The organism is Nostoc sp., assembly GCF_036916975.1.
Taxonomy (GTDB): Bacteria; Cyanobacteriota; Cyanobacteriia; order Cyanobacteriales; family Nostocaceae; genus Nostoc.
Genome location: NZ_JBALFF010000030.1, coordinates 22,222 through 47,847 on the forward strand (window position 1 = coordinate 22,222; position 25,626 = coordinate 47,847).

Genomic DNA, 25,626 nt, shown 5'->3' on the forward strand with positions numbered 1-25,626 from the left:
CTTCGTGTAGCCGCAGACTGAAGTCTGACGGCTAACGGAATCATGAATATATTTGACCTGAGAGGAAAATTATTAAATGATCCAACTGAGTCATTATCCAGCTGCGTTGGGCGAGGCTAATAGAAATAGACTCTCAGTTGATGGCAGTGCAGCACCAAAATTACCGATTTGAAGGCAATGCGGATCGTGTCGCCGCCTTTGAAATGGATTTGAAAAATGATCCTCAACGCAAGGCTCGTCGCTTTGAAGTGCTGCTTGTAAATCAGGAATATCAAAAGGCAATAGACACCCAAATTCGATTAACTCTCGATAAAGCAAATGCGTAGACGCAAAGCGGCTTGTCGTCAGACATCGCTCATTTGGAATATCTGCGTAACCAGTTTAGTGTAGCTAAGTTAGAAGCAAGATTAGCGTAGCTTGCCGCTTTAGGCATCGCTCAACAATTCTCTGATTTTGAATCTAGAGAATTAGTTGGTTTGTAATCACACCTGAACCGTAGTCTGATTATACAACTGCTAAGGAGGCTAAGTTACCCTTGTAGCCACTAATCTCAATCACGGCATCCGTGAGGGCAGAGAATCCATTAGTGTTATCGTTGAGTGCCAGAAAAGTCTGTTGATGATTGCCTGTACCAAGGGTAAAAGTTGCCGCACCTTTAGCTACAAAAGCAGTTGCAGTCAATATCTGTTGTACATCTGAGAGATTTAGACTTGCAACTTTGCCAAGTTGAACTAAATTAGCCGCGCTAACTGCATACAGCCCATCAATTTTATCTTGACAAATGTTCAAGTCAGTTATTTTATCAAAGCTAGACAGCAAAGAATCACTCAGACTGTTGAACACAAATTTATCAGTGCTACAACCGCCTGTGAGGGTATCACGTCCAGCGCCACCATTGAGTTTATCTGCACCATTGCCACCGTTTAAGGTTTGGTTTGGCACATTTCCCTCTGTAGTGGTTTTGCTGATTAATTGACCATTGGTATCATACAGATAAGTGGCAACTGCATCAGTAATGCCATCACTGTTGTTGTCAATATCTGCGGAAATTAGTTTGCCGTTGCGATCGTAGTTGAAAGTGGTAATCTCATTAGCAATGCCATCATTATTTTTGTTAGCTACCTGTGCAGCGAGTTTGCCGTTAGCGTCGTAACTGTAAGCGGTGACTTCATCAACAATGCCATCACGATTATTGTCAATTTTTTGTGATTTCAGGTTGCCGCTCAAATCGTAGCTGTAGATGCCAACTGCATCAATTACATCATCATTGTTGAAGTCGTAGCTAGCGGATGCGCGTCCATAAATAGAGGTTGCGACATAATCAACTTTGCCGTCGCCGTTGTTGTCACGGCTATTGGATGTCAGGTTGCCCTTGGCATCATAAATAAAAGTTTCGACAGAATCAACTTTGCCGTCGCCGTTGAAGTCACGGCTATCGGATGTCACCTTGCCCTTGGCATCATAAATAAAAGTTTCGACAGAATCAACTTTGCCATCGCCGTTGCTGTCACGGCTATCGGATGTCCGGTTGCCCTTGGCATCATAAGTATAGATGTTGACATAATCAACTTTGCCGTCGCCGTTGTTGTCAACGCTATCGGATGTCCGGTTGCCCTTGGCATCATAAGTAAAGGTTTCGACAAAATCAACTTTGCCGTCGCCGCTGCTGTCACCGCTATTGGATATCAGGTTGCCCTTGGCATCATAAGTATAGGTGGTGACATAAATAGGTATGCCGTCGCCGTCGGCAAAGCTATTAAATGTCCGGTTGCCCTTGGCATCATAAATAGAGGTATCGACAAAATCAGCTTTGCCGTCGCCCTTCAAGTCAACGATATCAGATGTCAGGTTGCCCTTGGCATCATAAGTAGAGGTTTGGATATAATCAGGTATGCCGTCGTCGTTGTAGTCACGGCTATCGGATGTCCGGTTGCCCTTGGCATCATAAGTATAGGTTTCGACATCATCAACTTTGCCGTCGCCGTTGTTGTCAGAAGTATAGGATGTCAGGTTGCCCTTGGCATCATAAGTATAGGTGTAGACAGTATCAACTTTGCCGTCGTCGTTGAAGTCATAGCTATGGGATGTCACCTTGCCCTTGGCATCATAAGTAAAGGTTTCGACAGAATCAACTTTGCCGTCGCCATTGTTGTCACGGCTATTGGATGTCAGGTTGCCCTTGGCATCATAAATAGAGGTTTCGACAGAATCAACTTTGCCGTCGCCGTTGTCGTCACGGCTATTGGATGTCAGGTTGCCCTTGGCATCATAAATAGAGGTGTTGACATAATCAAATTTGCCGTCGCCATTGTTGTCAACGCTATTGAATGTCAAATCATAGCGGTAGGTAATAACTGAGTCTGTTATTCCATCACTGTTGTTGTCTGTCCTCTCAGATATCACTTTGCCATCGACATCATAAGTGTAAGTTGTGGTTGAGGTCATAAAATTAGTGTTCTTTATCTGTTTGATTCCACTTGTGTACTGCTATGTGTTTTCATCACACATCGCTATGTTCTGCAAAATCTTTTTATCTACCAAGTCTGGTTAGTTAAATGTATTTTTGCTACATCAATCACAAAAATGATATGATATATAATTTTTTAAGTCAATCTTGTTAATGACATTATTTATATGACATACATTATTGCTAACTTAACCAACTTGGTATACTCATTCCCAGGGAAACGCAAAGCTTTTAAATTCCATTCGCTGGAAACTTATCCCCCACGCGTGGAGAGGCTTTGAAACCTAGTAGGTAGGGACACACAATTACAGCTAGCTGTGCGCCCCTACCAATTGTCTGTACTCCACGCAATTTAAAACCGCTATATGTCTTGTCTATTTAAGCAGACGTGATATGAGACAGCAGTTGAGCAATTTGCTGATTAATAATTGCAACATCAAAACGCCGACTAGCAGTAGTCCGGGCATTATTAGCTATAGTTGCAGTTATTTCTGTCTCCTGAAGACAGGTGATTATTACTTGTGCAAGTTCCTGGGGTTCTCCTGGTGTCACTAGAAAACCATTAAGTCCATGTTCTACTAATTCCATTACACCCCCAGCTTTTGCTGCAACTACAGGTTTTCCACATAGCATTGCCTCTACAATCACTCTACCAAAAGGTTCTGGGGAAGTAGAGGTATGTGCTACCAAGTCACAAGCTGCCATTAACTGAGGAATATCAGAACGAAATCCTAAAAATTTGATACGGTTTTCTAATCCTAGTTCAGCAACTTGTTGGTGTAACTGTTGGACGTAATCTTGTTCACCAAATAGTGCATCACCTACTAAAATCGCTGTCACCTCTGGCTGACATTTGGCAAGGGCATCAATTAAAATATGCTGCCCTTTCCAAGGTGCAAGACGGCTAAAGTGTCCGACTACAAATTTTCTTTGCAATCCTAGCTGTTGCTGTAATTTATTAATGTCAGACTCATCAGGTTGATAATTTTTTGTTTCAAAGCCGTTATAGACAACTTCGATAATATCTGGTCGTCCTCCCGCTTGGACAAAGGCTGTTTTACTAGCTTGGGAATTAGCAATTACTAATGATGCAAAACGATTAGCTAAGTTAACTGCAATGCGAAGATTGGTTTTGCTAAAATGTTCTTTGGAAAGAATATCATGTAAATGATAAACCAGAGGGCGACGACTGAAAAAACTTGCTAAGGCTCCGACAACTAATGCTTTTTGGGTGTTGGCATAAATTAAATCATATTCACGCGCTATTTTAATTACCTTAGTAATTAAAGGTGCAAGTTGTCCTAAACTATTTAATCCTTGTAGCAAACTGCTTTCTTTGCGAACTTCGATTGCTTGAGTTGCGAGAACTTCTACGGGAATATTATTTTGCTGCAATAAATCTTTAAATGAGCCATCTGCAAATAAACCTACCAAAGCGTGAGTGCCATAAGGTTTGGCAATATCTATTAAACACAATTCTGCGCCGCCTGGTTTACCACTTTGGTCTAGAAAAACAATTCTCATTAAACCTCTATTTTAGTTAATTTGACCTACGTAGCAACCCTAATATCTATTACAATCACTTGTTTAAGCTAATAAAATCTTCCGTACTTGTTGGGCGATTTGATTCCAGTCGTAGTTTGTGGTAGCGTAATTGCGACAAGCTGATCGTGAAGGTATGGGGATATTTCCTAAAAGCACTTGTTCTAATTTTTCAGCAATGGCTGAGGCTTCTGTTGAAGTAGTAATTAAATCGGGTGAAAATGCTGATAAAATTTCTGGCATTCCCCCAACTGGGGTACATAAAACAGGAGTACCACACGCTAAAGACTCAATTATTACTAATCCGAACCCTTCAAAAGATTGACTAGGCATAATAGTTAATTCAGCAGCTTGATAAGCTATAGGTAATTGCTCATCAGGTAGAAAACCTAAAAACTTAACGTTGTCAGCTAGCCCTAATTCTATAGCTTGTTGTTGTAGTGTAGCTTGGATGTGACCACGACCTGCGATCGCTAGCCAAACATCTGGTATTCTGGGTTTAATTATAGCCAGTGCTTGCAATAATTTGTCAACTCCGGTTCGATGTACCAAGCGGCGTGATGTAAATATGATCCGGCGATTAGTTGGCCAGCCTAGCTTTGCACAAGCCTCTTGGGGTGATAAATTTGGCTGAAACCAGTTAATATCAACTCCACCAGGAATAATATTAATTTTGCTCCACGGTACTTGATATTTATCATGTAGAATTTTACCAAATGCTTTGCTCAAAACAATGAAGCGATCGCACCGATTATAAGTATTTTTTTCTATTAGCCAGTGCTTGATTAAAAGACTAAGGTTTTTATTAACCACTTCTTGCTGACTCTCAGAAGCCCAAGGCCCATGAAAGTTAAAAGTAACTGGTACTCCCTTTGGTAAAATATCTAAAATAGTAAAGCTATATAATGCAAAATGCAAATTAATAGCATCAGGTTTACTTGTTCTTGTTTTCTGAAAATTACTGCGAATCGACCATAATCTTTGCCAAATAGCACTGTCGGGACTTGCCAAATTAGTCAGCTTAATCGGCGAATTTATTTCCGCCTCTGGTAGACCGACTCCGCATAATTCAACCTGGTCTTTATTTGCAGCTAATTTATGAGTTAGTTCATAAATATACCTTTCTAATCCTCCGGGACTTTTGGGAAACCAGCCTAATCCCAGGGTAAGAATAGATGCAGATGATGAAGCAAAATTTTCTGTTTTATTTTCCACTGATGTATCTCCTATAAATATATTAAAACAGGCGCATAGTCGTCATTGGTGTCAACTTAAAGTTAAAGTTATGTCCCACAAGGAACTGAAGTTCTTTGGCTTTTAGCTAAAGTCTTCTTTTGATGACTAAATATACCCAAAGATTTTTAGTTTACTTTAGTGTCCCACAAAGAACTGAAGTTCTTTGCTAATAGCTAAAGTCTTCTTTTGATGACTAAATATAGCCAAAGATTTTTAGTTTACTTTAGTGTCCTACAAGGAACTGAACTTCCTTGGGTTTTAGCTAAAGTCTTCTAAAGATTACTAAATATCTTCAAGAATCTTTAGTCTACTTCAGTAGACTTTAGCTATTAGCCTTGAACTTTAGTTCCAGGCGGGTGAGTGAGCCAACAGTTAAGCTATTTCTAGAACAAGAGTTTTTGTATAGAACACCAATTTATAAACTATTTATATATCAACGTCAACAAGCAGTTAAAACTGTGTTTTTATTAACTACATAACACCGACTTTGATATATCTGATACTTGCAAATTAACGAAGGTGAATCCTAGATAGGGAAAGACAAAAACCACTAATCAATTAATAATTATGGAACTATTATGTATGAATATTTACCAATTCTTATTAACTTTAAGTAAAAAATAATACCTCCAATGAGGTTTTTAATATATTAGCTGAAGAATCATAAGAATAAGGTAAATATTGTAAAGATTATGTAAATCTATTGGTTATTTATAATAATTATATTTTTTGCGGATTACCGGAAAAATGATTGTAAACCTTATCTAAGTTGAGAACCCTAGTTTTCACCCTCTCCCTAAATCCCTCTGCCAAATGCTTGAGAGGGAGTTTGAAATTCTGGCTCCCCAAATCCCAGATTTTGGATTCGGGGTTGGGGGATGAGGGCCAATTCTTTTCATCATGGAAGAACTATAGGTTTCAAGATAGACGTGGTTTATATAAATAATTAAAAGCTTAAAACATATATGAAAAATAAATTACTGGCGCACTTAGTAAAACTCTGTCACCAACTCAACCAGCACCTCAAAAAAATATTTAGAATTAAATATATACAAAAAAGTAAAACTTTTAACCTTTTCCTCAGTCTGACTGTTGGAGTAATTGTTACTACTTTTGGAATTACAACAGACTGGGCGACAACTGGAACACGCACGCTTACCCACCAAAAATTGTCGATAAGTAATACTATTGGCAGTGAAATGCCGATACAAAACAATACTGAAACACCCACGGTTACGCACAAAAAAATCTCGATAAGTAATACTATTGCCAGCGAAAATCTGCTAGTACAAAACAATACGAAAACATCCACACCTACCTATAAAACATCGTGGATAGGTAACACGATTGGGAGTGGAAATCTACGGATACAAAACAATATTGAGGCAATGTATGTTTCCCCTGATGGCACAGTTTATACTAACAGCCATTGGGATGAAGCAGGAATGGAAGCAGCCATCTACAAGGATGGTAAGGTTATTGGCGCTATTGGGGATACTCACGGCTGGAGTCGTGGTGGTGGCATAGCTGTAACAGCAAATAGTAAATATATTTACATTGCCATGACTCAGGGATCGAAGGGCAAAACTAATGAAGATTACCCTCCTGAAGGAACAACTTGGCATTGCGTTAGACGCTATGATTTGTCGGGAAAACCTGCGGCTTTTCCTAATGGGCGTGGCTGGGATAAAAGTATGTTAATTACCAGTACTAAACATGAAGTCACTGGATTAGCAACTATGGGAAGCGAATTGTATGTGAGCGATTTCGCTGCTAACCGGATTCGTGTTTATGATACTGATACGATGAAGGAAATCCGCAGCTTTACTGTTGCTAATCCAGGAGCAATAACTATTGATCCACAAAAAAAGCTGTGGATTATTCAAAGCAAAAATGCTAAAAAGCCTGCCAAGATTTTACATTATTCGCAAACTGGAAAGCAATTACCCCAACAGATTGCAGATATCGTTGAACCAACTGCGATCGCAATTGATTATCAAGGTAAGCTGTTAGTGGCAGAAAATGGGCCGCGTCAGCAAATATTGATTTATGACATCAAAGATCAGCCGACGCAGGTGAGTAGTTTCGGTGCTAAAGGCGGTATCTATGCAGAAGTTCCTGGTGAAGTTCGAGATTTGAAACTTTATGGACTTACCGGAGTCGGTAAAGATGCTTCAGGCAATATCTATATAAATAGTAATGGTTTCAACAAATCAGGAACAGATTTGCGGAAATTTTCGCCATCGGGGAAATTAATGTGGCGATCGCTGGGATTGATATTCGTCGATAATGCAGATGCAGATCCGAAAACTGATGGTGTAGATTTATTCACCAAACAAGAACACTATCTGATGGATTACACTAAGTCTGCTGGTAAGCAATGGACTTACAAAGCCTATACCTTAAATCCCTTCAAATATCCTCAAGATCCCCGTCTGCATACATCCCCAGATGGCACCTTTGTTCGCCGCATCCAAGGAAAGCCGTTTTTGTTCCTCACAGATATGTATAACAGCTTTCTGCAAATATATCGTTTTAATCCAGACACAGATGGTAAAATAGCTATCCCAGCCGGAATGTTTGTTGGTAGCAATGGCGCAGATAAACCATTTCTCAACGGAAATTGGCCACCGAATCAGCCAAAACAAGGGGAATGGATCTGGCGCGATCGCAACGGTAATGGCAAATTTGAAAAGAACGAATATGATACCAGCAAAGATTATCCGTATATTGGCGGCTGGTGGGTAGACAGCAAAGGAGATGTTTGGAAAGCTTTGCGAACAGAAGATGGCATTCGACGCTATCCTTTACAGGGAATAGATGCTAAAGGCAACCCCATCTACAGCTATAGTTCGATGGAAAAGCAAACTACTCCTAAAATATTTAACGACTTGCGGCGGATTGAATATTTCCCCCAAACAGATACTATGTATTTGTCAGGTTTTACAGTAGATCACCCTGCATTTGGTGACGATACTGGAGTTGCTGGATCTGAGATTGCCCGTTTTGACAACTGGAGTAAAGGAAATCGGACTCCCCGTTGGCGGATTGTGATTCCCTACGACACCACCGGTAAACGCGAAGTGTCTACGGCTGCAATGAGTGTGGATCAAGACTATGTATTTGCTGTGACAGTTAAAACCGCAGAGGTATATGTCTATAATGCCAAAACGGGAGCGCAAGTACAACAGTTAAAACCAGGCCCAGAAGTTGGCGGCGAAAGTGGTTGGATTGATATACCCTACGGTATCCGCGCTTTTCGTCGTTCAAATGGTGAGCATCTGGTATTTGTGGAAGAAAATTGGAAAGGAAAAGTAATTATATATCGGTTGGGGGGATGAGCTTAAGAGGTTGAATGAACAAGTCTAATTTATTAGTAGCCTTGGCGAATAGAATAGAGCCTTCGGCATAGCTTCGCTTACCGCGTCAGCGTGCCGGAGGCTCTATTCTATTCGCCCAAAACTTGTTCATTCATCCTCTTAACTTCTTTCTTTCTTTGTGTTCTTTGCGGACTTTGCGGTTCGTTTTTCTTTCTTGTACTTAAATACGGTTTAGCGCATTTTCATACAGAATTGGTATTACAAAAGAGAAACTGGTGTTATTTTTCGCCAGCGTTTCACTGCTTTTTGCAATTTTTTTGACAACCAGCGATCAAATTGCGGATAAACTGGCGATCGCGGCACCAATTCCCACCCCGCAGGTTGTAAAATTTCTCTCAATACCTGTTCTTGAACATGGGGATAATCAGGATTAACTTCATCTTTTGGGCTAATTCCACCTAAATCTCGCGCACCAGCTTCGATACAAGCGAGTAACCAGCAGTTATCTTTAACTAAATTGGGCGGAATTTGAATAGTAATATCTGGCGGTAAAATCTCACGCGCTTTAGCAATTACTTCTGGTAATTCATCAGGATTAAACCCAGGTGCATCAAAAGTTTGCTGATATCCAGGACTATGAGGTTGTAAAATGACTTCTTGAATGTGATGATAACGTTGGTGCAAGTTAGATATAGCTTCCAAAGTTTCCCACCAATCATCAGAGGTTTCCCCAATACCCAACAGTAACCCAGTTGTAAAGGGAATCTGCAACTCTCCCGCCCATTGTAATTGTTGCAGCCGGACTTCTGGTAATTTACTTGGTGCGTGCCGATGTACAGTATTTAACAATGTTGGTGTTAATTGTTCCAACATCAGCCCCATTGAAACATTTACACGTTTCAGATTTTGCATTTCCTCAAAACTCAGTGGCCCTGCATTGGTGTGTGGTAAAAACCCCATTGAAAGTGCTAACTCGCACAAATCATAAATCCGTCCAAACCACGCCTGACGCTTTGGCGAATGGGGATGTACTTCACCACTGAGGATGAGGATTTCGCAGACTTTTTCACTTTCAAGTAGTTTTAAAATACTTTCTGCATCTGAAATACTCATCCAGGAACTTTTACCCGGTTCGCTGCGAAAGTTGCAGTAACTACAGCGATTAAAGCACTCATAAGTAGGAACAATTGTATAAGCAGGGCTATAGGTGACAACACGAGAATTATCAATTGGCATAACTTAAGATAATCTAAAATAATGTCTTACTCAAACTATATAGATTACCGTGTAACTCTTGTTGCCATGATATTAGATAAAGAATTATTTTGCTTTGTAAATTTCTGGTAACTGCCACCAACAAACATTGGGATATTCGTGATGTTCTTCGTGGTAGCCAAAATGATAGCATGTGATAAATGACCACCAAATTGGACGGCTAATCGTTTGAGAACGATGAGGTTGAATATAACCTCCGATCGGTTCACTATGAGGTAAAAAAGTCCCGAAATAAAATAATTGTAATGAACTTAAAAGCGAGGGTAGCACCCAAAAGTAAGTTAGATTATCAGTTGGTATATGGAGTATGTATTTAGCAAAGTTATAAATAATAGTCAACGCAATTATTTGTCCCCAACTCCAGTAACCCTTCATAAAATGAAAATACCAAGCAAAGAAATTTTTGTGTTTCCCATTATGGAAATCTGGGTCTATTTCACTTGCTGGATTGTGGTGATGCACCCAATGTTTTTGCAATAATTTTTTATAAGGTAAAAGACCATAAAGAGATAGGGTTAATGTCCCAATAAAATGATTAATCTTGGGATTCTGGGGAAATACTACCCCATGCATGGCATCATGAGATGTAATAAATAATCCCGTATATAAAAATGTCTGCCATAGTATAACAGGCAATAACATCCAAAATTTTAGCTTGGAGATGTCAACGGAAAGTAATAAACTCAGGCTAATCACCCATGTGCTAACAATGATAATAGCAATGAAAAGCCCCTTAAACTCAGATTTACTTCTCACTACTTGAGTCAATTTTATTGGATGACTGGGTGGTTGTTCTAACTGGATCACGCTTCTACTCCGCCTAGCATTCAGGTGAAAATTCCAACAATATAGTCATGACAAAAACAATTAACCGGGAAAATCTCTTAGTGGTCAATGTTTTACACTGGACAATGCCAATAAGCGAAAATATGTAGAAATATTAAGATACTTTAACTAGTATTGCACAAGCAACTGCTATTCTAAAAACTGTTTTCGGTTAGAAGGTTGGGTCATACAAGTATGACATTAGAAAACTTAGTATTTAGTATAACCAGTGTCTTGGCTTTGATACTTTTGGATATAATCTAAGCCTGCAATAAAGATGGTCAATAATTAGCGGGGAGTTTAGCAAACGAGGTGAAGTACGTCCCGCACTACGCTATAACCCTTGAGATCCCAAAGTAGGTAAGCTAGAAAAGCGATCGCTTGGCTGCGATCGCTCCAAAGTTCAGACTTACCACTATTGCGGTTTTTGCCATTGTATGCAGTTTGATTTTTATCACTAGGATAAACTGCCATTGTTAAATTTCCTTAAGAAGCTAATTACTTTGTTCATATTACTTAACTTATCCATTTAGCGCTATCTGTCTCTAGTTTCAAAGTAAAAGCAACTCTAAAGAATGAGATTTTAAGGAGTTTAGCGAATATTTATCTAACAAAAGTTCAATATAGCTTTTATTAGTCTAGAAAGCAGAGGTATTTTTACCAAGCAACTCCTAATCAGAACTTGTAATTTCACTAAAAAACTATTTTGGATATGATAAAAAATCTAACTAAAGACTTACCACTATTGCGGTTTTTGCCATTGTATGCAGTTTGATTTTTATCACTAGGATAAACTGCCATTGTTAAATTTCCTTAAGAAGCTAATTACTTTGTTCATATTACTTAACTTATCCATTTAGCGCTATCTGTCTCTAGTTTCAAAGTAAAAGCAACTCTAAAGAATGAGATTTTAAGGAGTTTAGCGAATATTTATCTAACAAAAGTTCAATATAGCTTTTATTAGTCTAGAAAGCAGAGGTATTTTTACCAAGCAACTCCTAATCAGAACTTGTAATTTCACTAAAAAACTATTTTGGATATGATAAAAAATCTAACTAAAGTTAGAAGGTTTCTAAAGTGTTCTTAAGCAGACGAATAAATAGTAAATAAATTTTTCAAACTTAAAGTATGAGTCCTACAGTAGTGATTGCAGGGGCGATGGTTGATGATAGCGAATTTATCGCAAGCTTTGTATGGCTTGTTTTTTGGTTTGATAAGTGGGTTTCGCGGCAAGGGTTGAAGACATCTTGATAAACCTTCGCTAAGTTGAGAACCGTAGTTTTTGCCCTCACCCTAAATCCCTCTCCCATATATGGGAGAGGGACTTTGAAATTCTGGCTCCCCGAATCTCATATATGGGGGATAGTTTGGGGGATGAGGGCAAATCGTTTTGAAAACAGTTGAACTACAGGTTTTAAGATAGGGAGCATCCCGTTAGGTGCAAAAACCTTGATAGCCCTCATCCCCTAACCCCGAATCCCTTCATACGGGATTCGGGGAACTAGAATTATGTCTCCCCTCTCCCATATATTGGGAGAGGGGCTGGGGGTGAGGGAAAAGATTTAAGCCAAAATTGGGATGCTCCCTCAAGATAGACGTGGTTTAATTAATTTTTGGCGTTGCAGCAAATTTTGCTATTGTGACTCACATTCTCGTTTCGTTACATAGTGGCGATAGCGAAACATAGCTTCTAGTTGCACTTGCACTAACCAACCACTGACAAATTCAACCGTACCTCCACCAGGCATAGAGAAGGAAATAGCATCAGTCAGCTTAGTTTTGCCATTTTCCGGTTCAAATTCATGTCGATGTACCCAAGATTCAAAGGGGCCAGATATCTGTTCGTCGGTAAAGAGGCGATATTTTTCATATTCAGTATGACGCGCTAACCAAGTTAAAGGCAATGGGCCAAGAAACAGGCGAAATTCTGTGATAGCGCCCACATTCAGTCCCCCTTCACGACGAACAATTTGGACTGGCTGCCAAGGTGGGTTTAGCAGTTGCAAAATATCTGCCCTTTCGTGAAATTTCCAAACTACTTCTGGTGGGGCATTAATTACTGAGGAATGTTTAAAGTGCAGCATGGAAAGAAAAACCTAAAATTCAACTTTCTGATTCTGTATCAATCTCGATATCTAAGGTATCTTCATTAACCCGAACATACAAAATATTTGGGTTACAGCAAACTTGACAATCTTCAACATAAGATTGCTGTCCTCCAGCACTCAAATCAATAAAAGTTAAGTTCGGTTCGCCGCAATAGGCGCAGTAATACTCGGCTGTGTTTTGCATCAAGTTTTCAGCTATGAATTCAATGGCTGTAATTCTTTGGGGGATGGGTTGATATAACTTTTAGCATCAGCCAAATGCTTTAGTAGTGTAGACTGTGGTAGAGGCCCTTGCAAGTGGCTCCAGGGTAATACTTGTTCTGTTGACCATTCGGCGTGGACGTAGAAATCTAAATCGGGGATTTGTCCTTTGAGTTGTTTGAAAGCACGTTTGTAGCTACCCAAGGAGTCGCCAAAGTCACGAGTAAGTTGCAGGAGTTGGGACACTCTGCGATCGCCTCTGGATAACAAAGCCTGTATAATTGACCAATTATAGCTTTCTGGGCGAAATTCTATCCCTTGTGGTTTTAGCTGTTTTTGCAAAAACTGCAATCGCTTTTCGGCTTGGCGATTCACCCCAAACCATTGAAATGGTGTGTGTGCTTTGGGTACAAAGGTGCTGCATCCGTATGTTAACCGTAATCCCGGCGCAGCTTTTTTGATATTACGCATCATCGCCACGGTTTGTTCTAAATCTTCTGCTTCTTCACCGGGAATTCCTGCCATTCCGTAAAGTTTCAAGCTTTTTAATCCGCCAGCTTTGGCATTTATCGCCGCTTGGATAATTTCGTCGTTATGCAGCTTTTTGTTGATGATTTGCCGGATTTTCTCGGAACCACTTTCTACTGCAATGGTAAGCGATCGCGTGTCTCGTTTCGTCAAAGTTTCTGCTAACTGCACTGTTACAGTATTGGTTCGCACTGAAGCAATACTGAGACGGACATCATCGTACTTCGGTTGACTAATATAATCTAGCAAAGTTTCAAATTCTGGATGCTGAGTTACAGAAGCCCCCAATAATCCTAGCCGATTTGTGACTTCTAAACCTTTTGCGATCGCTGGAATTAACGAATCTTCCAGACTAGCTGTTCTAAAAGGCAGTGTCAGATAACTCGCCAAACAAAAACGGCACATTTCTGGACAACTTCTCACCACTTCCACCATGTAAATATTTTCCCAGGCGGCTTTTTCGGTGACTACAGTCGAAGCCGATAGCGTATTTCCTCTGTAGGTTTGCTTTTGCACCACTGCGGCAATTTCGGGAGAAATTGGTTTAATAGACTTTATTTCACCATCTATGTTGTGATATTCCACCTCATACAAACTGGGTACATAAATTCCTGGGATTTGTGCAAGTCTTTTTAGTTGAGTTTCTCTTGAGGCATTTCTGATTTCTTTGTACGCCTCAATGAAATTTCCCAGGAGGTTTTCGCCATCCCCCAGTAAAATTACATCAAAAAAAGCTGCAAAAGGTTCGGGATTCGCTGTCAGAACTGGCCCACCACCAAAAATTATCGGATGAGTTTCATTGCGAGAAGTTGCCAGAATAGGAATTTCTAAAGATTCCAGCAGATTTAAAATATTCACATAATCCAGTTCCCAGGAAATCGAAAATCCGACTATTTTCGGCGTTCTGGGGAGTTGTTCGTGAGTATCTGTAAACAGGCGACTTACCTGCACATCATCACGCATTGCCAAAGTTGCCCAAACTACCTGATAGCCGAGGCTAGTGATACCGACGCTGTACTCATTGGGAAAGGCGAAAATTATCGGGATAGCGTTGGTTTGTGGGTTAGCGGGGGTGAAAAGGAGGCGTTCAGAGGTAAATACAGATGATGTCACAGGTGTTTTTAGGGGTGTTTGAATAATCGAGTCTCATAGAATTCGCGCCTACACAGGCAAAAACCACTTTTCCTTCTCTTTTCTACGAGACGGTACGCGAACCTGGGTTTGATTTTAGTTTGCGTCAGGCTGATGATAGTTTGTCTAGCCGCGATTTATAGTCGCCAGGGCTTGTTTATCTATATTTAATTTTAAGCCATAGAATTATCAAGTTAAATAACAATGTCACGCTATTAGCAAGAATAATTGGTAAGGCTTGGAGATAAATTCCATAGATTAACCACAAAAAAACCCCAATTATGAATGTAACTAACGTCACCATAGAAACATCTTTTGCTGATTTTGTTTGCCACGTTTTAAACATTTGTGGCAAAAAAGATATTGTGGTTATTGTAGCTGCCGCTAATCCTAAAATTGTCAGAAAATCCATTGCAATGCAAACCTATAAAATAAAGTTCTCATTAGTTAAAAAACTTATAAGCTGATTTTTACTAAACTGAATTAATGTCATCGATTTTACATTGTAACGTCAGGGAGAAAGTGGCAAAAATAAAAAGGGAAAAGAGTTTAGCTCTTTACCCTAATCAGTAAAGGATATGTGATTGAAACTAGCAAAACCTATCAATTAATTCTTCACGAGATAACTGCAACAGTAAAGGCGTAAAGTCTTCTGGTGGTAACGTCAATAAAGGTTCAATAATTGCTTGAAGCTGATTATCTATTTCACCAAAGCGAACTTTGAGCAAGTTTTCCACCACCAAGCGTTCTCCCTGCTGAATTCCTGTTTCGAGTCCCCGTTGTTCACCTTCTTGTATCGCCTGTTCTCGGTCTTGTTGGTAAAGTGGTGCTAATCGCATAAGTAATTCCCTATCTTCCTCGTCTTGATTTTGAGTGACTTGTAAGTTTTGTTGCAAGTTGTACAGCAATTCTAACGCTGCTTTTCGGAAAGGATTATCAGAAGTAAGCGCTTCTAGTTCGTCAATTGCTTGCTTTTGAACGTTACCTCTACCGATGATTCTCAGCCATAAGGTTTCTGAGATAGATGGCAACTGATGAATTGCTACTATCGCAGTACGCAAATATTCTGGCATGAAGTAGATTCCAGGTAGGTAGTCATCTTTTGGGTTAGCACCAAATCCTGACAAGAGTTGCGCTGATGCTGTGGGGGTAAGAATCCATAATTTTGGTAAATCAGATTCTAGAATGCGTGTTTTATTTCGATTTGCCTGTCGTTGTAAATCGCCACGTACCTCTAATAATTTTAAGAGGCAATCACAAATTTCTGTAGCTGATGCTGCGTTACGAAATGGTTCAAGTAGAGAAGGTGTAGTGACAATTTCAGCTAATAATCCGAGTGTTTCTGGTATGTTACTTGGTTGTGGTTTGGGGATGAAATAAACGTCAATTTGTCTAACTTCTCCTGCGACTCGTCTAGGTGCTTGGACTTCGCCGTAAGGAGTGAGTAATTGTTCGAGATAGTCTTTGGCAAATTGGTCGTGAATAAATCTGGTCATGTTGGTAATTTGGTCATACGAACCAGTTTATATACCATCATCTGACGTTTTTTTGAGATAAGATTTAGCCCAAGCATATCGTTGTGAATCTTTTTTTAATAAATATTCTGCTGCTTCATGTCGTTTATTCTTATCTTTTGTACTTCTAATTACTCGTTTTCTTTCAGCATCTATATCTTCCGTTTCAGCCCCACGCATAATGGCTTGTTCAAACCAATAATCACCTTGCTCATAGTCGTATTGGCTAAAATAATGATATCTTCATAATGATTATTTCTCAGCCAGTCCAGTTCCAAATCGCTTACTACTATTCCTGATACTATCTTTGACTTCAAAACAGAAGCATATTTATCATAAGCAATTTTAATTGTTTCAGGCAATTGAGACTGTCTTAAAAAAATAATATCCTGTTCATTTAAATGAGTTTCTGAATCAAGTTTTTTGAGAATTGTATATAAAAAATTAGCAGGTGAAGAATCTTGATATTGACTAGCTTTATACTTTGTCTTCAATGCAATAAATTCTCGTTTTAATTCTAGTTCTCCAGCAATAGCAATTGTTTCGGTAAGTCCTCGCTGTTCTAGCCAGTAAATTTCTGAATAAATTAATTTTTTGTCTGCATCCAGTTTTTGCAGTATTTGATATAGTTGGCCTGACAAGGATGTGTCTGGGTGTTGGCTTGCTTGATACTTCGTTTTTAGCTCTATCACTTTAGCTTGTCTTGCAGACTCTTGTTGTTCAAAAATTTCTATAGCTTCAAAAAGTTGATTATTTATCAACCACTCATATTCAAAATCAGCTAAACTTGCTTCTGTGTCTAGCTTTTTTAGTATTTTATACAATGGGCTATCAGGATGTAAAGCTTGATACTTGGTGGCTTGATATTTCTCCTTTAGTTGTGCAAAATGTTTTATATCTTGAGCAATTGTAACTATTTGAGTAAGATTATTATCTTGCAATAATTTGATTTCTGAATCATTCAAACTATTTTCTGATTCAAGTTTCCAAAGTATAGGAAACAAAACACTACCTACTGATGATTCCCAATCTTTGGCAACTTTATACTTAGCTTTAAGATGAAAAAATTCATCTTCTAGTCTTTTAGATTCTCCCATCTTTAATTGTTGTAGCCAGATAATTTCAAGGGTTTCAAAAAGCTCATGCTCTTGTAACCAATTAGATTCTAAGTCAAGGAGTTCAATTCCTAAGTCAACTTTTCGCAGTATGAGATACAGCAGACTAGCGGGTGATGAATCTTGATATTGAGTTGCTTGATATTTGGACTTTAAAGCAGCAAAGTGTTTTAACCGATTTTGAGACTCTTTACTCATGTTGATAGTAGATGCGATCGCACCTATTTAAATGTGTTATTCGCTACTATAACAATACCAGTAAAAAACGGCGAGTCAGACACCCACCGTTCTTATTTGCGGTGCTTGCTGCTGTTTCAGTTGCTTGAAATAGGTTGCACAATTTGGGCTAACAAAACATCAGGAATTAAAATCTTAGTAAGAGGCACAATAGTAACTAGAACGATTTTCAAAACATATCGTTAAAAATCCCGTTACCTGAAAGCTAAGGAATGTCGAAATCGAAAAAAATTATATGAATGCTGAAGAATTATTAAACCAAGGATTAAACCAAAATTCGCAAGGGAATTATCAAGGAAGTATCGCAGCTTACACCCAAGCAATCAAGCTCAATCCTAATTATGCTGAAGCTTACCATAATCGGGGGATTATTATAAGTGGTCAACTTAAAGATTATCGTAGTGCGATCGCAGATTTTAATCGCGCTATAGAAATTAATCCCAATTTTGCCACAGCCTATTATCACCGAGGTAATGCACGTTACTTTTTAGCCGATTACCAAGGAGCGATCGCAGATCATAACCAAGCATTACAAATCGATCCAAATCTCGCCCAATCTTACCACAGCCGGGGTAATGCTTACTTTGCCTTAGAAAAATACGACAAAGCGATCGCTGATTATATCCAAACAATCGAAACTAGTACCCAGTTAGCTGATAATATTAATATTGATATTGCCAATGCTTATCATAATCGAGGTGTAGCTTGTTTTGAGAGCGGCAATCATCAAGGAGCGATCGCTAATTTTCAACAAGCTTTACAGTGGCATCCCAATTTTGCCGCAGCTTACAGCAATCGCGGTAATATTCACCATATCTTAGGAAATTTTCCCGAAGCGATCGCTGACCACAACCGAGCATTACAATTAGATCCAAACTTGGCAGAAGCTTATCATAATCGAGGTAATGCCTACTACTCTTTAGCAGATTATCAAAGTGCGATCGCTAATTTCAACCGCGCCCTAGAAATCAATCCCAAATTTGCCGGAGCATATTACAATCGGGGTTTGGTTCTTGCTCATCTCAAAGAATATCATCGAGCAATTGAGGATTTTAACCAAGCGTTAAAGTTCAATCCTGATGATGTACAAGCCTATTGTGAACGAGGTCTTATTCGTAGTACTCTGGGGGATTATGAGGGTGCGATCGCAGATTACGATCGAGCGTTACAAGAAAATCCGACTCTAGCTTTAGTATACGGCTTTCGGGCGAATGCTCGTCGCCGACTGGGAGATTATCAAGGTGCAATTGAAGATAGTAATCGCCTATTACAACTCAATCCTAGTTTAGCAGAAGGATATTGCGATCGCGCGGCGGCTCGTCGCTCTTTAGGAGATCATAAAGCAGCAATTAAAGATTACGACCGGGCATTACAAATTAATGATAACTTAGCCGCAGCTTATTACGGTCGGGGGATTGCCCGTGAAGCCCTGCAAGATTTACAAGGAGCAATTGATGATAACACCCAAGCGATAGAGCTTGTTCCTGAATTTTCGCAAGCGTACTGCAATCGAGGAAATGCTCGTCGTCTTTTGGGGGATGAAAAGGGAGCGATCGCAGATTATAATCAGGCATTAGAAATTAATCCTGAATTAATTGAAGCATATTACAACCGAGGTTCTACCTATTATGCTTTAGAAGAATATGAAAATGCGATCGCAGATTATACCCAAGCATTAGAAATAAATCCCCAATCTGCTGCATTTTACAGCGATCGCGCTAATGCTCGCTATGCCTTAGAAGATTATCAAGGGGCAATAGAAGATTATAGTCAGGCGATCGCCATTGACCCTACCTTTGCCGAAGACTGGTACAATCGAGGTCGTAGCCGTTCTCTATTGAAAGACTTACAGAGAGCGCTTACAGACTTAAACCAAGCCTTGCTGCGTCAGCCTAATTGGGCTTCTGCTTACATCCTTCGGGCAGATGTCTACCGCAATCTGGGTGACTCTCAACGAGCAATTGCGGATTTCCAGAAATCCGCAGACTTGTATTATCAAGAAGGAAATATCCAGTATTATCAACAAATTATAGAGCTAATTGAACAGCTTCAATAAAAGAACCTCACCCCCAGCCCCTCTCCCAAGGATGGGAGAGGGGAGACATAATTCTAGTTCCCCATTCTAGTTCCCCATTCTAGTTCCCCTTCTCCCATTTTTGGGAGAAGGGGTTAGGGGATGAGGGCAAACACAAAGTTTTTGCACCTGACGGGATGCTCCCACTAGATTCTTGTTTCCCCTTATAAGAAAGAGCTAACTAGATTCTTGTTTACCCCCAATATATTGGGAGTAATTGACTAGTGTGTAACCTTAGCCTGCTCTTAGGGGAGACAAAGCACAACTTTGGCTCTTTGGTGTTCTCCGGGTTTAATAAGTCATTAAGCGGACATAATATCACTGATTTTTTTCAAACCGAAAGCGTTCCATAAAGCGGCGGTCAATCCAATCTTTGTAACGCCACAAGAGTTTGTGAGGTGGTAAAGTAATGATACCTCGTGTGGCGTAGGCGTAGCCCGTCGCAGACATCGCTCGTTCGTCTCCTGTACCAATTAAACTCAAATAATGTTTCTGTGGTCTATAAGATTTGAGCGACTTACCTAATAAAATTCGCTGCAAATTCTCAAATAAAGGTTTACCTTGCCTAACAGCAAATACCCCAGCTTTCGGACGCGGATGATTTACCATTGTGGCAATATCACCAGTAGCAAATACTTGTGGGTGCGTTTGAGATTGCAACGTATCTTCTACCAAAATAAAGCCTTGCTCATCAGTTCCTAGTCCTGCGGTTTTTAACCATTCCGGTGCTGATGCTTGTGTTACCCAAAAAATTTTATTACACTCTACTATCAAGCCAGATTCGCATTTAATCTCAAATATTTCTTTAGTTTCACTATATGATATAGGTGCAACTTTACACACAGTTTGCCCAAGATGTAGCTTAATACCCCGCTCAGTAAGAATTTGCTGAATTTGATGGCGTACTGATGAATGGTAATTGGGCATCAGTTCTGTGCCACTGTGGAATAAATGAACTTCTAGATTTTGAATTGGTTGTTGAGTTTGACGTAAAATGCGATGTAAATGAGATTGCATCGATAGCGCTAATTCTACACCACCAGCGCCTCCACCTGCGATCGCAATCTTAATTGGTTCTTGAGGATTGTTACCTACAGCTTCAATTAGTTTATACCAATGCTGCAATAACTGCGATACTGGTTTAGCTGCGATCGCATATTCTGCTGCACCTGATACAGACACACTGGCCGGAGTGCTGCCAATATCAATAGACAGCACATCAAAATCTACCACAAGTCCGCTAGCACAAAGAACTTTGTGATTTTCCAAATCTAGGGCAACTACTGTGTCAATATACAACCGTGCTTGAGCAAAGTTCGCTAAAGGTCGCAAGTCAATATGACATTCATCGTGGCTATAAAATCCGGCAATATGTCCTGGTAACATTCCAGAGTAGGGTGTATTTTTTGCTGCGGTAATTAATGTCAAACTGACACCAGCTAAAGGCTTTATTCCAAACATTTTCAGGGCAATTGCATGGCTGTGTCCGCCACCAATCAGTACTAAGTCTTTAACTCTAGGCTCTAATTTTTGCTGCATTGAAGTAGGTAGGCAAGATAAAACTAAACTATGTAACAAAAAGTAAAATCTCTGTATTTGGCTCGTAGTTGCGCTTTAGCGCTAAAGCGCAACTACGAGCGAATGATGATTATTTGCACCCACTTACTTAGTTAATCACAATACTATTTTAGTTGTCAGATTTTTTTGTTGCCTAGCTTATCTGCTAAAAGAAGGCTATCCTTTATAATTAGTGGTTTTTCATAAATCATCACGAGCGGGGTTAATTGATAGTTAACAATGAAGACTAGTGAGTACAAGTAATCTTTTAAACCTCCTTTTATTATTTAAGAATGTTGACAGGAATTATTAATGCTTTTCATTCCATAAAAAATATTTTACCGACAAATAACAATCAGCTATCCAAAATATATCTGAGGATACATGCTTTTAAAATAAAAGTTAACCAAACTCAGCATCAGTTGTCAAAAGAACGTTTAAAAATAGCAATTGAACAACTAGGAAATAACACAATAGAAACTAGTCTAGCTATAATTAGTGATTTAGAGCAAATTGCCCAAAATCATCCTCAGTACCACTGGATAATTATGGACATTCTTACTACTTTTATCCGAGAAAATGCTTCTTACATACCTGAAGAGAACGTAACGAGCAACCTGTCAACAAAAGTTCGTGTAGATATTCAAGCAGCCCTTACCGTTATCGCTAGAAGAGATGTAAGCAAAGACCCAAAAAATGAGCAACTTGATTTAAGTCACACTGACATCAGAGGAGCAAATCTTAATAAGGCGAACCTAGAACAGGCAAATCTCTATCAAGCTAATCTTGCTGGCGCTAACCTTAGAGAAGCTAATCTCGCGGGAGCAATTCTCAGTGCAGCTAACCTAGAAGGTACTAACTTATATTTAGCTAATCTAGAAGGAGCAATCCTCAGTGCAGCTAGTCTCAAAGGAGCTAACCTAGAAGCAGCTAACCTGCATTGTGCAAGCTTATATCTAGTTAGGCTGCATGGAGCAGTTCTTAATGATGCCATACTTGATGGGGCAAACCTCAGAGAAGCAAAATTCTCTGAGTAAAACACTAGTCTAGGACTTACGCAAAATGACCAAAAAACGAACCGCAGAGGACGCAGAGAACACAGAGGAATAAGAGTTTGAGAGAGTTTTTGCGTAAGTCCTGTAGTCTAGTGAAAAGTAAAAAAGCTTATATAGGAATCATATTTGATTTTTGAAATTATCTATGTAGGTGGGGAGTAGGGAGTAGGGAATCACGCTTTTCGAGTTGAGGGCGAGTTTTTTCACCAAATCAAATCATAGTCCTATGGTATATTCGATGTCATTAACTCGTTAATTGAGGGTCTTGGCATCTATTATAATTTTTTGCTAAATGCTATACTATTTTTCCTCACCATCTAAGTAATAATTCTAGGTTGTAAGGAAAATCGTTACCATGTCTTCTAAAAAGACAGACGTTCTTTTGAATTGGTTGATAAGTATAACAGTTATATTTGGTTTCTCATTAACTGTAATTTTTTTCGCGTTGTCCAGTATTAAAGAATTGTCAATCCAGGAAAAAATTCAGTATAGAAACCAAGCATTAACAACTACTGCAATAGTTTTTCTGGCATCGGCAGCAATGTTTAATACTTATTATGCAGCAAAGCGGGCCCAAGCGATGCAGAAAAATGCGATCGCAGCTGAGAAAAACCTCGAAATTGGCATTCAAAATGCAAAAGTTAATCAAGACAGATTGATTTCAGAGCGCTTTATGGGGGCAATTGCCCAGCTTGGTCATGAAAAAGTTGAAACTCGGACAGGTGCAATTTATGCATTAGAAAGAGTTGCTCAGGATTTTTCTAGAGAACACTGGACAATCATGCAAATTCTCACTGCCTTTGTGCGAGAGAATGCACCTGTCCAGCAGGTGAGGGTAGAGCAAAAAAACCCGGAATATCAAGAAGCAGCTTACTCAGGTAGGCACAGAGGTGGGTCGCCTTCGACACAGCAGCTGGAGCAAAACTTACATGAAGAATTTCCCAAAATCCGCACTGATATTCAAGCAGCTTTAACTGTCATCGGCAGACGTAATTTACTCGAAGACCCAAAAGAGCAAAAACTTGATTTACGTAATATCGACATTAGACGAGCAGATTTGCTAGGAGTTAATCTGCAACAGGCAGACTTACGTGGTTCTGACCTGAGTGGGGCTGACCTACGGGGAGCAGACTTGAGTGAGGCTGACCTAAACGGCGCTAAACTCGTGAGGTCTAATCTCTATGAAACGAAATTACTAAAAGCTAGCCTTTGTGGAGCAAACCTGTGTTGGGCTAATTTCAACCGCGCTAACCTTAGTGGGGCAAACATGCGTTCAGCCAACCTCTCTGGAGCAAGTCTGCGCGTAACTAATCTGCAAGGAGCAAACCTATATAAAGCTAACTTACAACAAGCCACCTTAAAAACGGCCAACCTCTCTGGGGCAAAGCTATTTTTAGCTAATTTGCAAGGAGCAAAGTTGGGTAAAGCCAACTTGCAGATGACGGGTTTGATTGGTGCCAACCTCTCAGGGGCTAACTTGAATGGGGCTAACCTTTCTGGAGCTAACTTAAATGCAGCCAAACTCCATCAAACAGAAATCTATTTTGCCAACCTCTCAGAAGCCAGTTTAACCGAAGCTGACCTTTATCAAGCAAACCTTATCGGAGCTAACCTGTATAGGGCGACTTTTTATCAAGCTAACCTGACTCAAGCAAACCTGATGGGAGCTAACTTTTCCGAAGCTGACCTTAGTGATGTCAAACTGGAAGGGACAATTTTAACAGGGGCGAAAAACTTAGAGTTGCAGCAGATTGTAAAAGCACTTGGCGATCGCACCACTCGTCTACCTGATTATATAGAAGCACCGACAGATTGGCGACAATCAAGTTGACTTATCACAGCATCATTAGTTATTTGGGCGCATTCTACCAGTTTCACTTAATGCTATAGTTTTTACCAAAATTAACCGTAATAATTCTGAACATAAAGAAGATGTATGAAAGAAATTAAAGTGATACAAATTCTTGCAATTTCTGGTAGTCTTCGGGATGCTTCATCAAACACGGCTTTACTTCGATCTGCCATCGGTTTAGCATCAGAGGGAGTTAAAATTACTCTGTATGAGGGTCTTGGTAATCTCCCACATTTTAACCCCGATCTAGAGGCAAGAGAAATATTTCCAGTCAAAGACATTCGTACTCAACTAGAAATTTCTGATGGCGTATTGATATCTAGTCCAGAATATGCACATGGTATACCTGGCGTATTAAAGAATGCTCTCGATTGGGTCGTTGGTTCTGGAGAACTTTACCGCAACCCTGTTGCCCTAATCAATGCATCACCACGAGCAATACATGCACAAGCTTCTTTGAGAGAAATACTGCTGACAATGGATGCACGTATCATTAATGAAGCATCAGTAACAGTTCCCCTTTCTAGTAATCAAATTGACGAAAACAGTATCCTTTCGGACTCTGAATTATCAAGTATACTGCACAAGGCTATTGTATCATTCGTATCTGCGATTAAAATTATCGCAAAGCAAGCGCTATGATAGTCTACTTCTGGCACTTTTTTCGGATAACTAGGTCAGTAAACCAAAAAGTTTTTCTCAAGGGCGATCGCACAACATCTTACCGGAAAATCTTCAACAACCGGAACATTGGAAAGCTTAAGTTTTACTCTCTGAACTCGAACATTGAGCCTTTTAACTCGAACATTAAGCCTTTTAACTCCAACATTAAGCCTTTTAACTCCAACATTAAGCCTTTTAACTCCAACATTAAGCCTTTTAACTCCAACATTAAGCCTTCTAACTCCAACATTAAGCCTTTTAACTCCAACATTAAGCCTTCTAACTCCAACATTAAGCCTTCTAACTCCAACATTAAGCCTTTTAACTCCAACGTTGAGCCTTTTTAAAATAGAACATTAGCTAGAGTGACAGCAAAACCAACTTTTCTGGTAAGTAAGTGAGTCAAATTAAATATAAAACCTCACCCTCAATCCCTCTCCAAAGTATCGGAGAGGGAAGCCGGATTGAGAGTGAGGTTTGATCTTGTGTTTAATTACGCCTAACTAGAGCGGCGTGAATAATTCAAGGTTTGTAGTGAGGGCTTCAGCCCTTATAAGGGACTTCCAAGAAATAAATTATCCCAATTAACGAACCACAAGAGACGCAGAGAAGCCAGTGCGCCCTTGCGGGTTAAGAGACTTGTCCCTTGCGCGTATCCCCTTGGGAGAAGCAACTGGCGCGACGCAGAGAGGAGAAATAGAGAAGATTTTTGCATCAGTTTTGGGATATTTTTTTATTTGGAAGTCCCTAACCTGAGAAATATTACCTCAGCAGGAGATAAACAATAAAACACCTGTCCTATCCTAGTCATTGCTATAAAGATAGAAAAAGGAGATGTCTGTCAGAAAGCGGCTGGGGATTTTAGATTTAATTTCAAAGCTTCGGTAACAACTCAATTTTTCTCAGAAACAGTTTGCTGCTAGATT

General features: G+C 39.6%; 22 protein-coding genes and 1 pseudogene. 8 read left to right on the top strand and 15 right to left on the bottom strand.

Translation table 11 applies throughout. The features are described from left to right. The first annotated feature begins 76 nt into the window (after window positions 1–76). Window positions 77–482 (top strand): annotated as a pseudogene (locus V7K73_RS05385) (hypothetical protein). 22 nt (window positions 483–504) lie between these two features. Here V7K73_RS05385 and V7K73_RS05390 read toward each other — a convergent pair. The 3 genes from V7K73_RS05390 to V7K73_RS05400 all read right to left on the bottom strand — a co-directional run bounded on the left by V7K73_RS05390 (window position 505) and on the right by V7K73_RS05400 (window position 5,224). Then, complete coding sequence (locus V7K73_RS05390) at window positions 505–2,445, bottom strand: bluetail domain-containing putative surface protein (protein ID WP_334877818.1); 1,941 nt, start codon at window positions 2,443–2,445, stop codon at window positions 505–507. Window positions 2,446–2,845: 400 nt separating this feature from the next. After that, complete coding sequence (locus tag V7K73_RS05395; protein ID WP_334877820.1) at window positions 2,846–3,991, bottom strand: glycosyltransferase family 4 protein; 1,146 nt, start codon at window positions 3,989–3,991, stop codon at window positions 2,846–2,848. A 63-nt stretch (window positions 3,992–4,054) separates the two neighbouring features. Next, entirely contained in the window at window positions 4,055–5,224 is a 1,170-nt protein-coding gene (locus V7K73_RS05400) for a glycosyltransferase family 4 protein (protein WP_334877822.1), read from the bottom strand. Window positions 5,225–6,210: 986 nt separating this feature from the next. Between V7K73_RS05400 and V7K73_RS05405 the strand changes: the two genes are divergently transcribed. Further along, window positions 6,211–8,586: a hypothetical protein gene (locus V7K73_RS05405; protein ID WP_334877824.1), complete on the top strand. Its 2,376-nt coding sequence runs from the start codon at window positions 6,211–6,213 to the stop codon at window positions 8,584–8,586. 237 nt (window positions 8,587–8,823) lie between these two features. Here the strand turns inward: V7K73_RS05405 and cofG are convergent, their stop codons facing one another. The 3 genes from cofG to V7K73_RS05420 form a co-directional block, all read right to left on the bottom strand. Beyond that, window positions 8,824–9,801 carry a 7,8-didemethyl-8-hydroxy-5-deazariboflavin synthase subunit CofG gene (gene cofG / locus V7K73_RS05410; RefSeq protein ID WP_334877826.1) on the bottom strand — a complete coding sequence of 326 codons (978 nt, stop codon included), beginning with the start codon at window positions 9,799–9,801 and terminating at the stop codon, window positions 8,824–8,826. An 84-nt stretch (window positions 9,802–9,885) separates the two neighbouring features. Then, window positions 9,886–10,647 (bottom strand): beta-carotene ketolase CrtW, encoded by a 762-nt coding sequence (crtW, locus tag V7K73_RS05415; RefSeq protein WP_334877828.1) that lies wholly within the window; start codon window positions 10,645–10,647, stop codon window positions 9,886–9,888. 318 nt (window positions 10,648–10,965) lie between these two features. Then, window positions 10,966–11,139 (bottom strand): high light inducible protein, encoded by a 174-nt coding sequence (locus V7K73_RS05420; RefSeq protein ID WP_334877830.1) that lies wholly within the window; start codon window positions 11,137–11,139, stop codon window positions 10,966–10,968. A gap of 654 nt (window positions 11,140–11,793) precedes the next feature. On the opposite strand from V7K73_RS05420, the gene V7K73_RS05425 reads away from it, so the two are divergent. Beyond that, window positions 11,794–11,916: a hypothetical protein gene (locus tag V7K73_RS05425; protein ID WP_334877832.1), complete on the top strand. Its 123-nt coding sequence runs from the start codon at window positions 11,794–11,796 to the stop codon at window positions 11,914–11,916. A gap of 383 nt (window positions 11,917–12,299) precedes the next feature. On the opposite strand, the gene V7K73_RS05430 is transcribed toward V7K73_RS05425, so the two are convergent. The 4 genes from V7K73_RS05430 to V7K73_RS05445 form a co-directional block, all read right to left on the bottom strand. Continuing rightward, window positions 12,300–12,749, bottom strand: a complete 450-nt coding sequence (locus tag V7K73_RS05430) for an SRPBCC family protein (RefSeq protein ID WP_334877834.1) — start codon at window positions 12,747–12,749, stop codon at window positions 12,300–12,302. A gap of 19 nt (window positions 12,750–12,768) precedes the next feature. After that, window positions 12,769–12,957 carry a CPXCG motif-containing cysteine-rich protein gene (locus V7K73_RS05435; protein ID WP_094330630.1) on the bottom strand — a complete coding sequence of 63 codons (189 nt, stop codon included), beginning with the start codon at window positions 12,955–12,957 and terminating at the stop codon, window positions 12,769–12,771. Window positions 12,958–12,968: 11 nt separating this feature from the next. Further along, entirely contained in the window at window positions 12,969–14,615 is a 1,647-nt protein-coding gene (locus V7K73_RS05440) for a B12-binding domain-containing radical SAM protein (protein WP_334877836.1), read from the bottom strand. Window positions 14,616–14,790: 175 nt separating this feature from the next. After that, the gene (locus V7K73_RS05445) at window positions 14,791–14,988 is read right to left on the bottom strand and encodes a SemiSWEET transporter (RefSeq protein ID WP_229470592.1); all 198 of its coding nucleotides are present in this window, start codon (window positions 14,986–14,988) and stop codon (window positions 14,791–14,793) included. Between V7K73_RS05445 and V7K73_RS05450 the strand changes: the two genes are divergently transcribed. After that, a complete protein-coding gene (locus V7K73_RS05450) occupies window positions 14,915–15,100 on the top strand; it encodes a hypothetical protein (RefSeq protein ID WP_334877909.1) in 186 nt (61 codons plus the stop codon). The genes V7K73_RS05445 and V7K73_RS05450 overlap by 74 nt on opposite strands. A 123-nt stretch (window positions 15,101–15,223) precedes the next feature. Here the strand turns inward: V7K73_RS05450 and V7K73_RS05455 are convergent, their stop codons facing one another. From V7K73_RS05455 to V7K73_RS05465, 3 genes are read right to left on the bottom strand one after another with little or no spacing between them, the layout of a single operon-like run. Beyond that, on the bottom strand, window positions 15,224–16,129 hold the full coding sequence (locus V7K73_RS05455; RefSeq protein ID WP_334877838.1) for a hypothetical protein: 906 nt from the start codon (window positions 16,127–16,129) through the stop codon (window positions 15,224–15,226). Window positions 16,130–16,156: 27 nt separating this feature from the next. Further along, the gene (locus V7K73_RS05460; protein WP_334877840.1) at window positions 16,157–16,327 is read right to left on the bottom strand and encodes a hypothetical protein; all 171 of its coding nucleotides are present in this window, start codon (window positions 16,325–16,327) and stop codon (window positions 16,157–16,159) included. After that, on the bottom strand, window positions 16,300–17,460 hold the full coding sequence (locus V7K73_RS05465; protein ID WP_334877842.1) for a hypothetical protein: 1,161 nt from the start codon (window positions 17,458–17,460) through the stop codon (window positions 16,300–16,302). The genes V7K73_RS05460 and V7K73_RS05465 overlap by 28 nt, the downstream gene beginning before the upstream one ends. Window positions 17,461–17,734: 274 nt before the next feature. Here V7K73_RS05465 and V7K73_RS05470 point away from each other — a divergent pair, with 274 nt between their 5' ends. Then, window positions 17,735–19,555: a tetratricopeptide repeat protein gene (locus V7K73_RS05470; protein WP_334877844.1), complete on the top strand. Its 1,821-nt coding sequence runs from the start codon at window positions 17,735–17,737 to the stop codon at window positions 19,553–19,555. 336 nt (window positions 19,556–19,891) lie between these two features. On the opposite strand, the gene V7K73_RS05475 is transcribed toward V7K73_RS05470, so the two are convergent. After that, window positions 19,892–21,112: an FAD-dependent oxidoreductase gene (locus tag V7K73_RS05475; RefSeq protein WP_334877846.1), complete on the bottom strand. Its 1,221-nt coding sequence runs from the start codon at window positions 21,110–21,112 to the stop codon at window positions 19,892–19,894. A 311-nt stretch (window positions 21,113–21,423) separates the two neighbouring features. On the opposite strand from V7K73_RS05475, the gene V7K73_RS05480 reads away from it, so the two are divergent. The 3 genes from V7K73_RS05480 (at window position 21,424) to V7K73_RS05490 (ending at window position 24,679) form a co-directional block, all read left to right on the top strand. Further along, a complete protein-coding gene (locus V7K73_RS05480; RefSeq protein ID WP_334877848.1) occupies window positions 21,424–22,167 on the top strand; it encodes a pentapeptide repeat-containing protein in 744 nt (247 codons plus the stop codon). A gap of 373 nt (window positions 22,168–22,540) precedes the next feature. Further along, window positions 22,541–24,016 carry a pentapeptide repeat-containing protein gene (locus V7K73_RS05485; RefSeq protein WP_334877850.1) on the top strand — a complete coding sequence of 492 codons (1,476 nt, stop codon included), beginning with the start codon at window positions 22,541–22,543 and terminating at the stop codon, window positions 24,014–24,016. 120 nt (window positions 24,017–24,136) lie between these two features. Further along, a complete protein-coding gene (locus V7K73_RS05490) occupies window positions 24,137–24,679 on the top strand; it encodes an NADPH-dependent FMN reductase (RefSeq protein WP_334877851.1) in 543 nt (180 codons plus the stop codon). A 124-nt stretch (window positions 24,680–24,803) separates the two neighbouring features. Here the strand turns inward: V7K73_RS05490 and V7K73_RS05495 are convergent, their stop codons facing one another. Beyond that, window positions 24,804–25,013 carry a hypothetical protein gene (locus V7K73_RS05495; RefSeq protein ID WP_334877853.1) on the bottom strand — a complete coding sequence of 70 codons (210 nt, stop codon included), beginning with the start codon at window positions 25,011–25,013 and terminating at the stop codon, window positions 24,804–24,806. Window positions 25,014–25,626 lie beyond the last annotated feature (613 nt).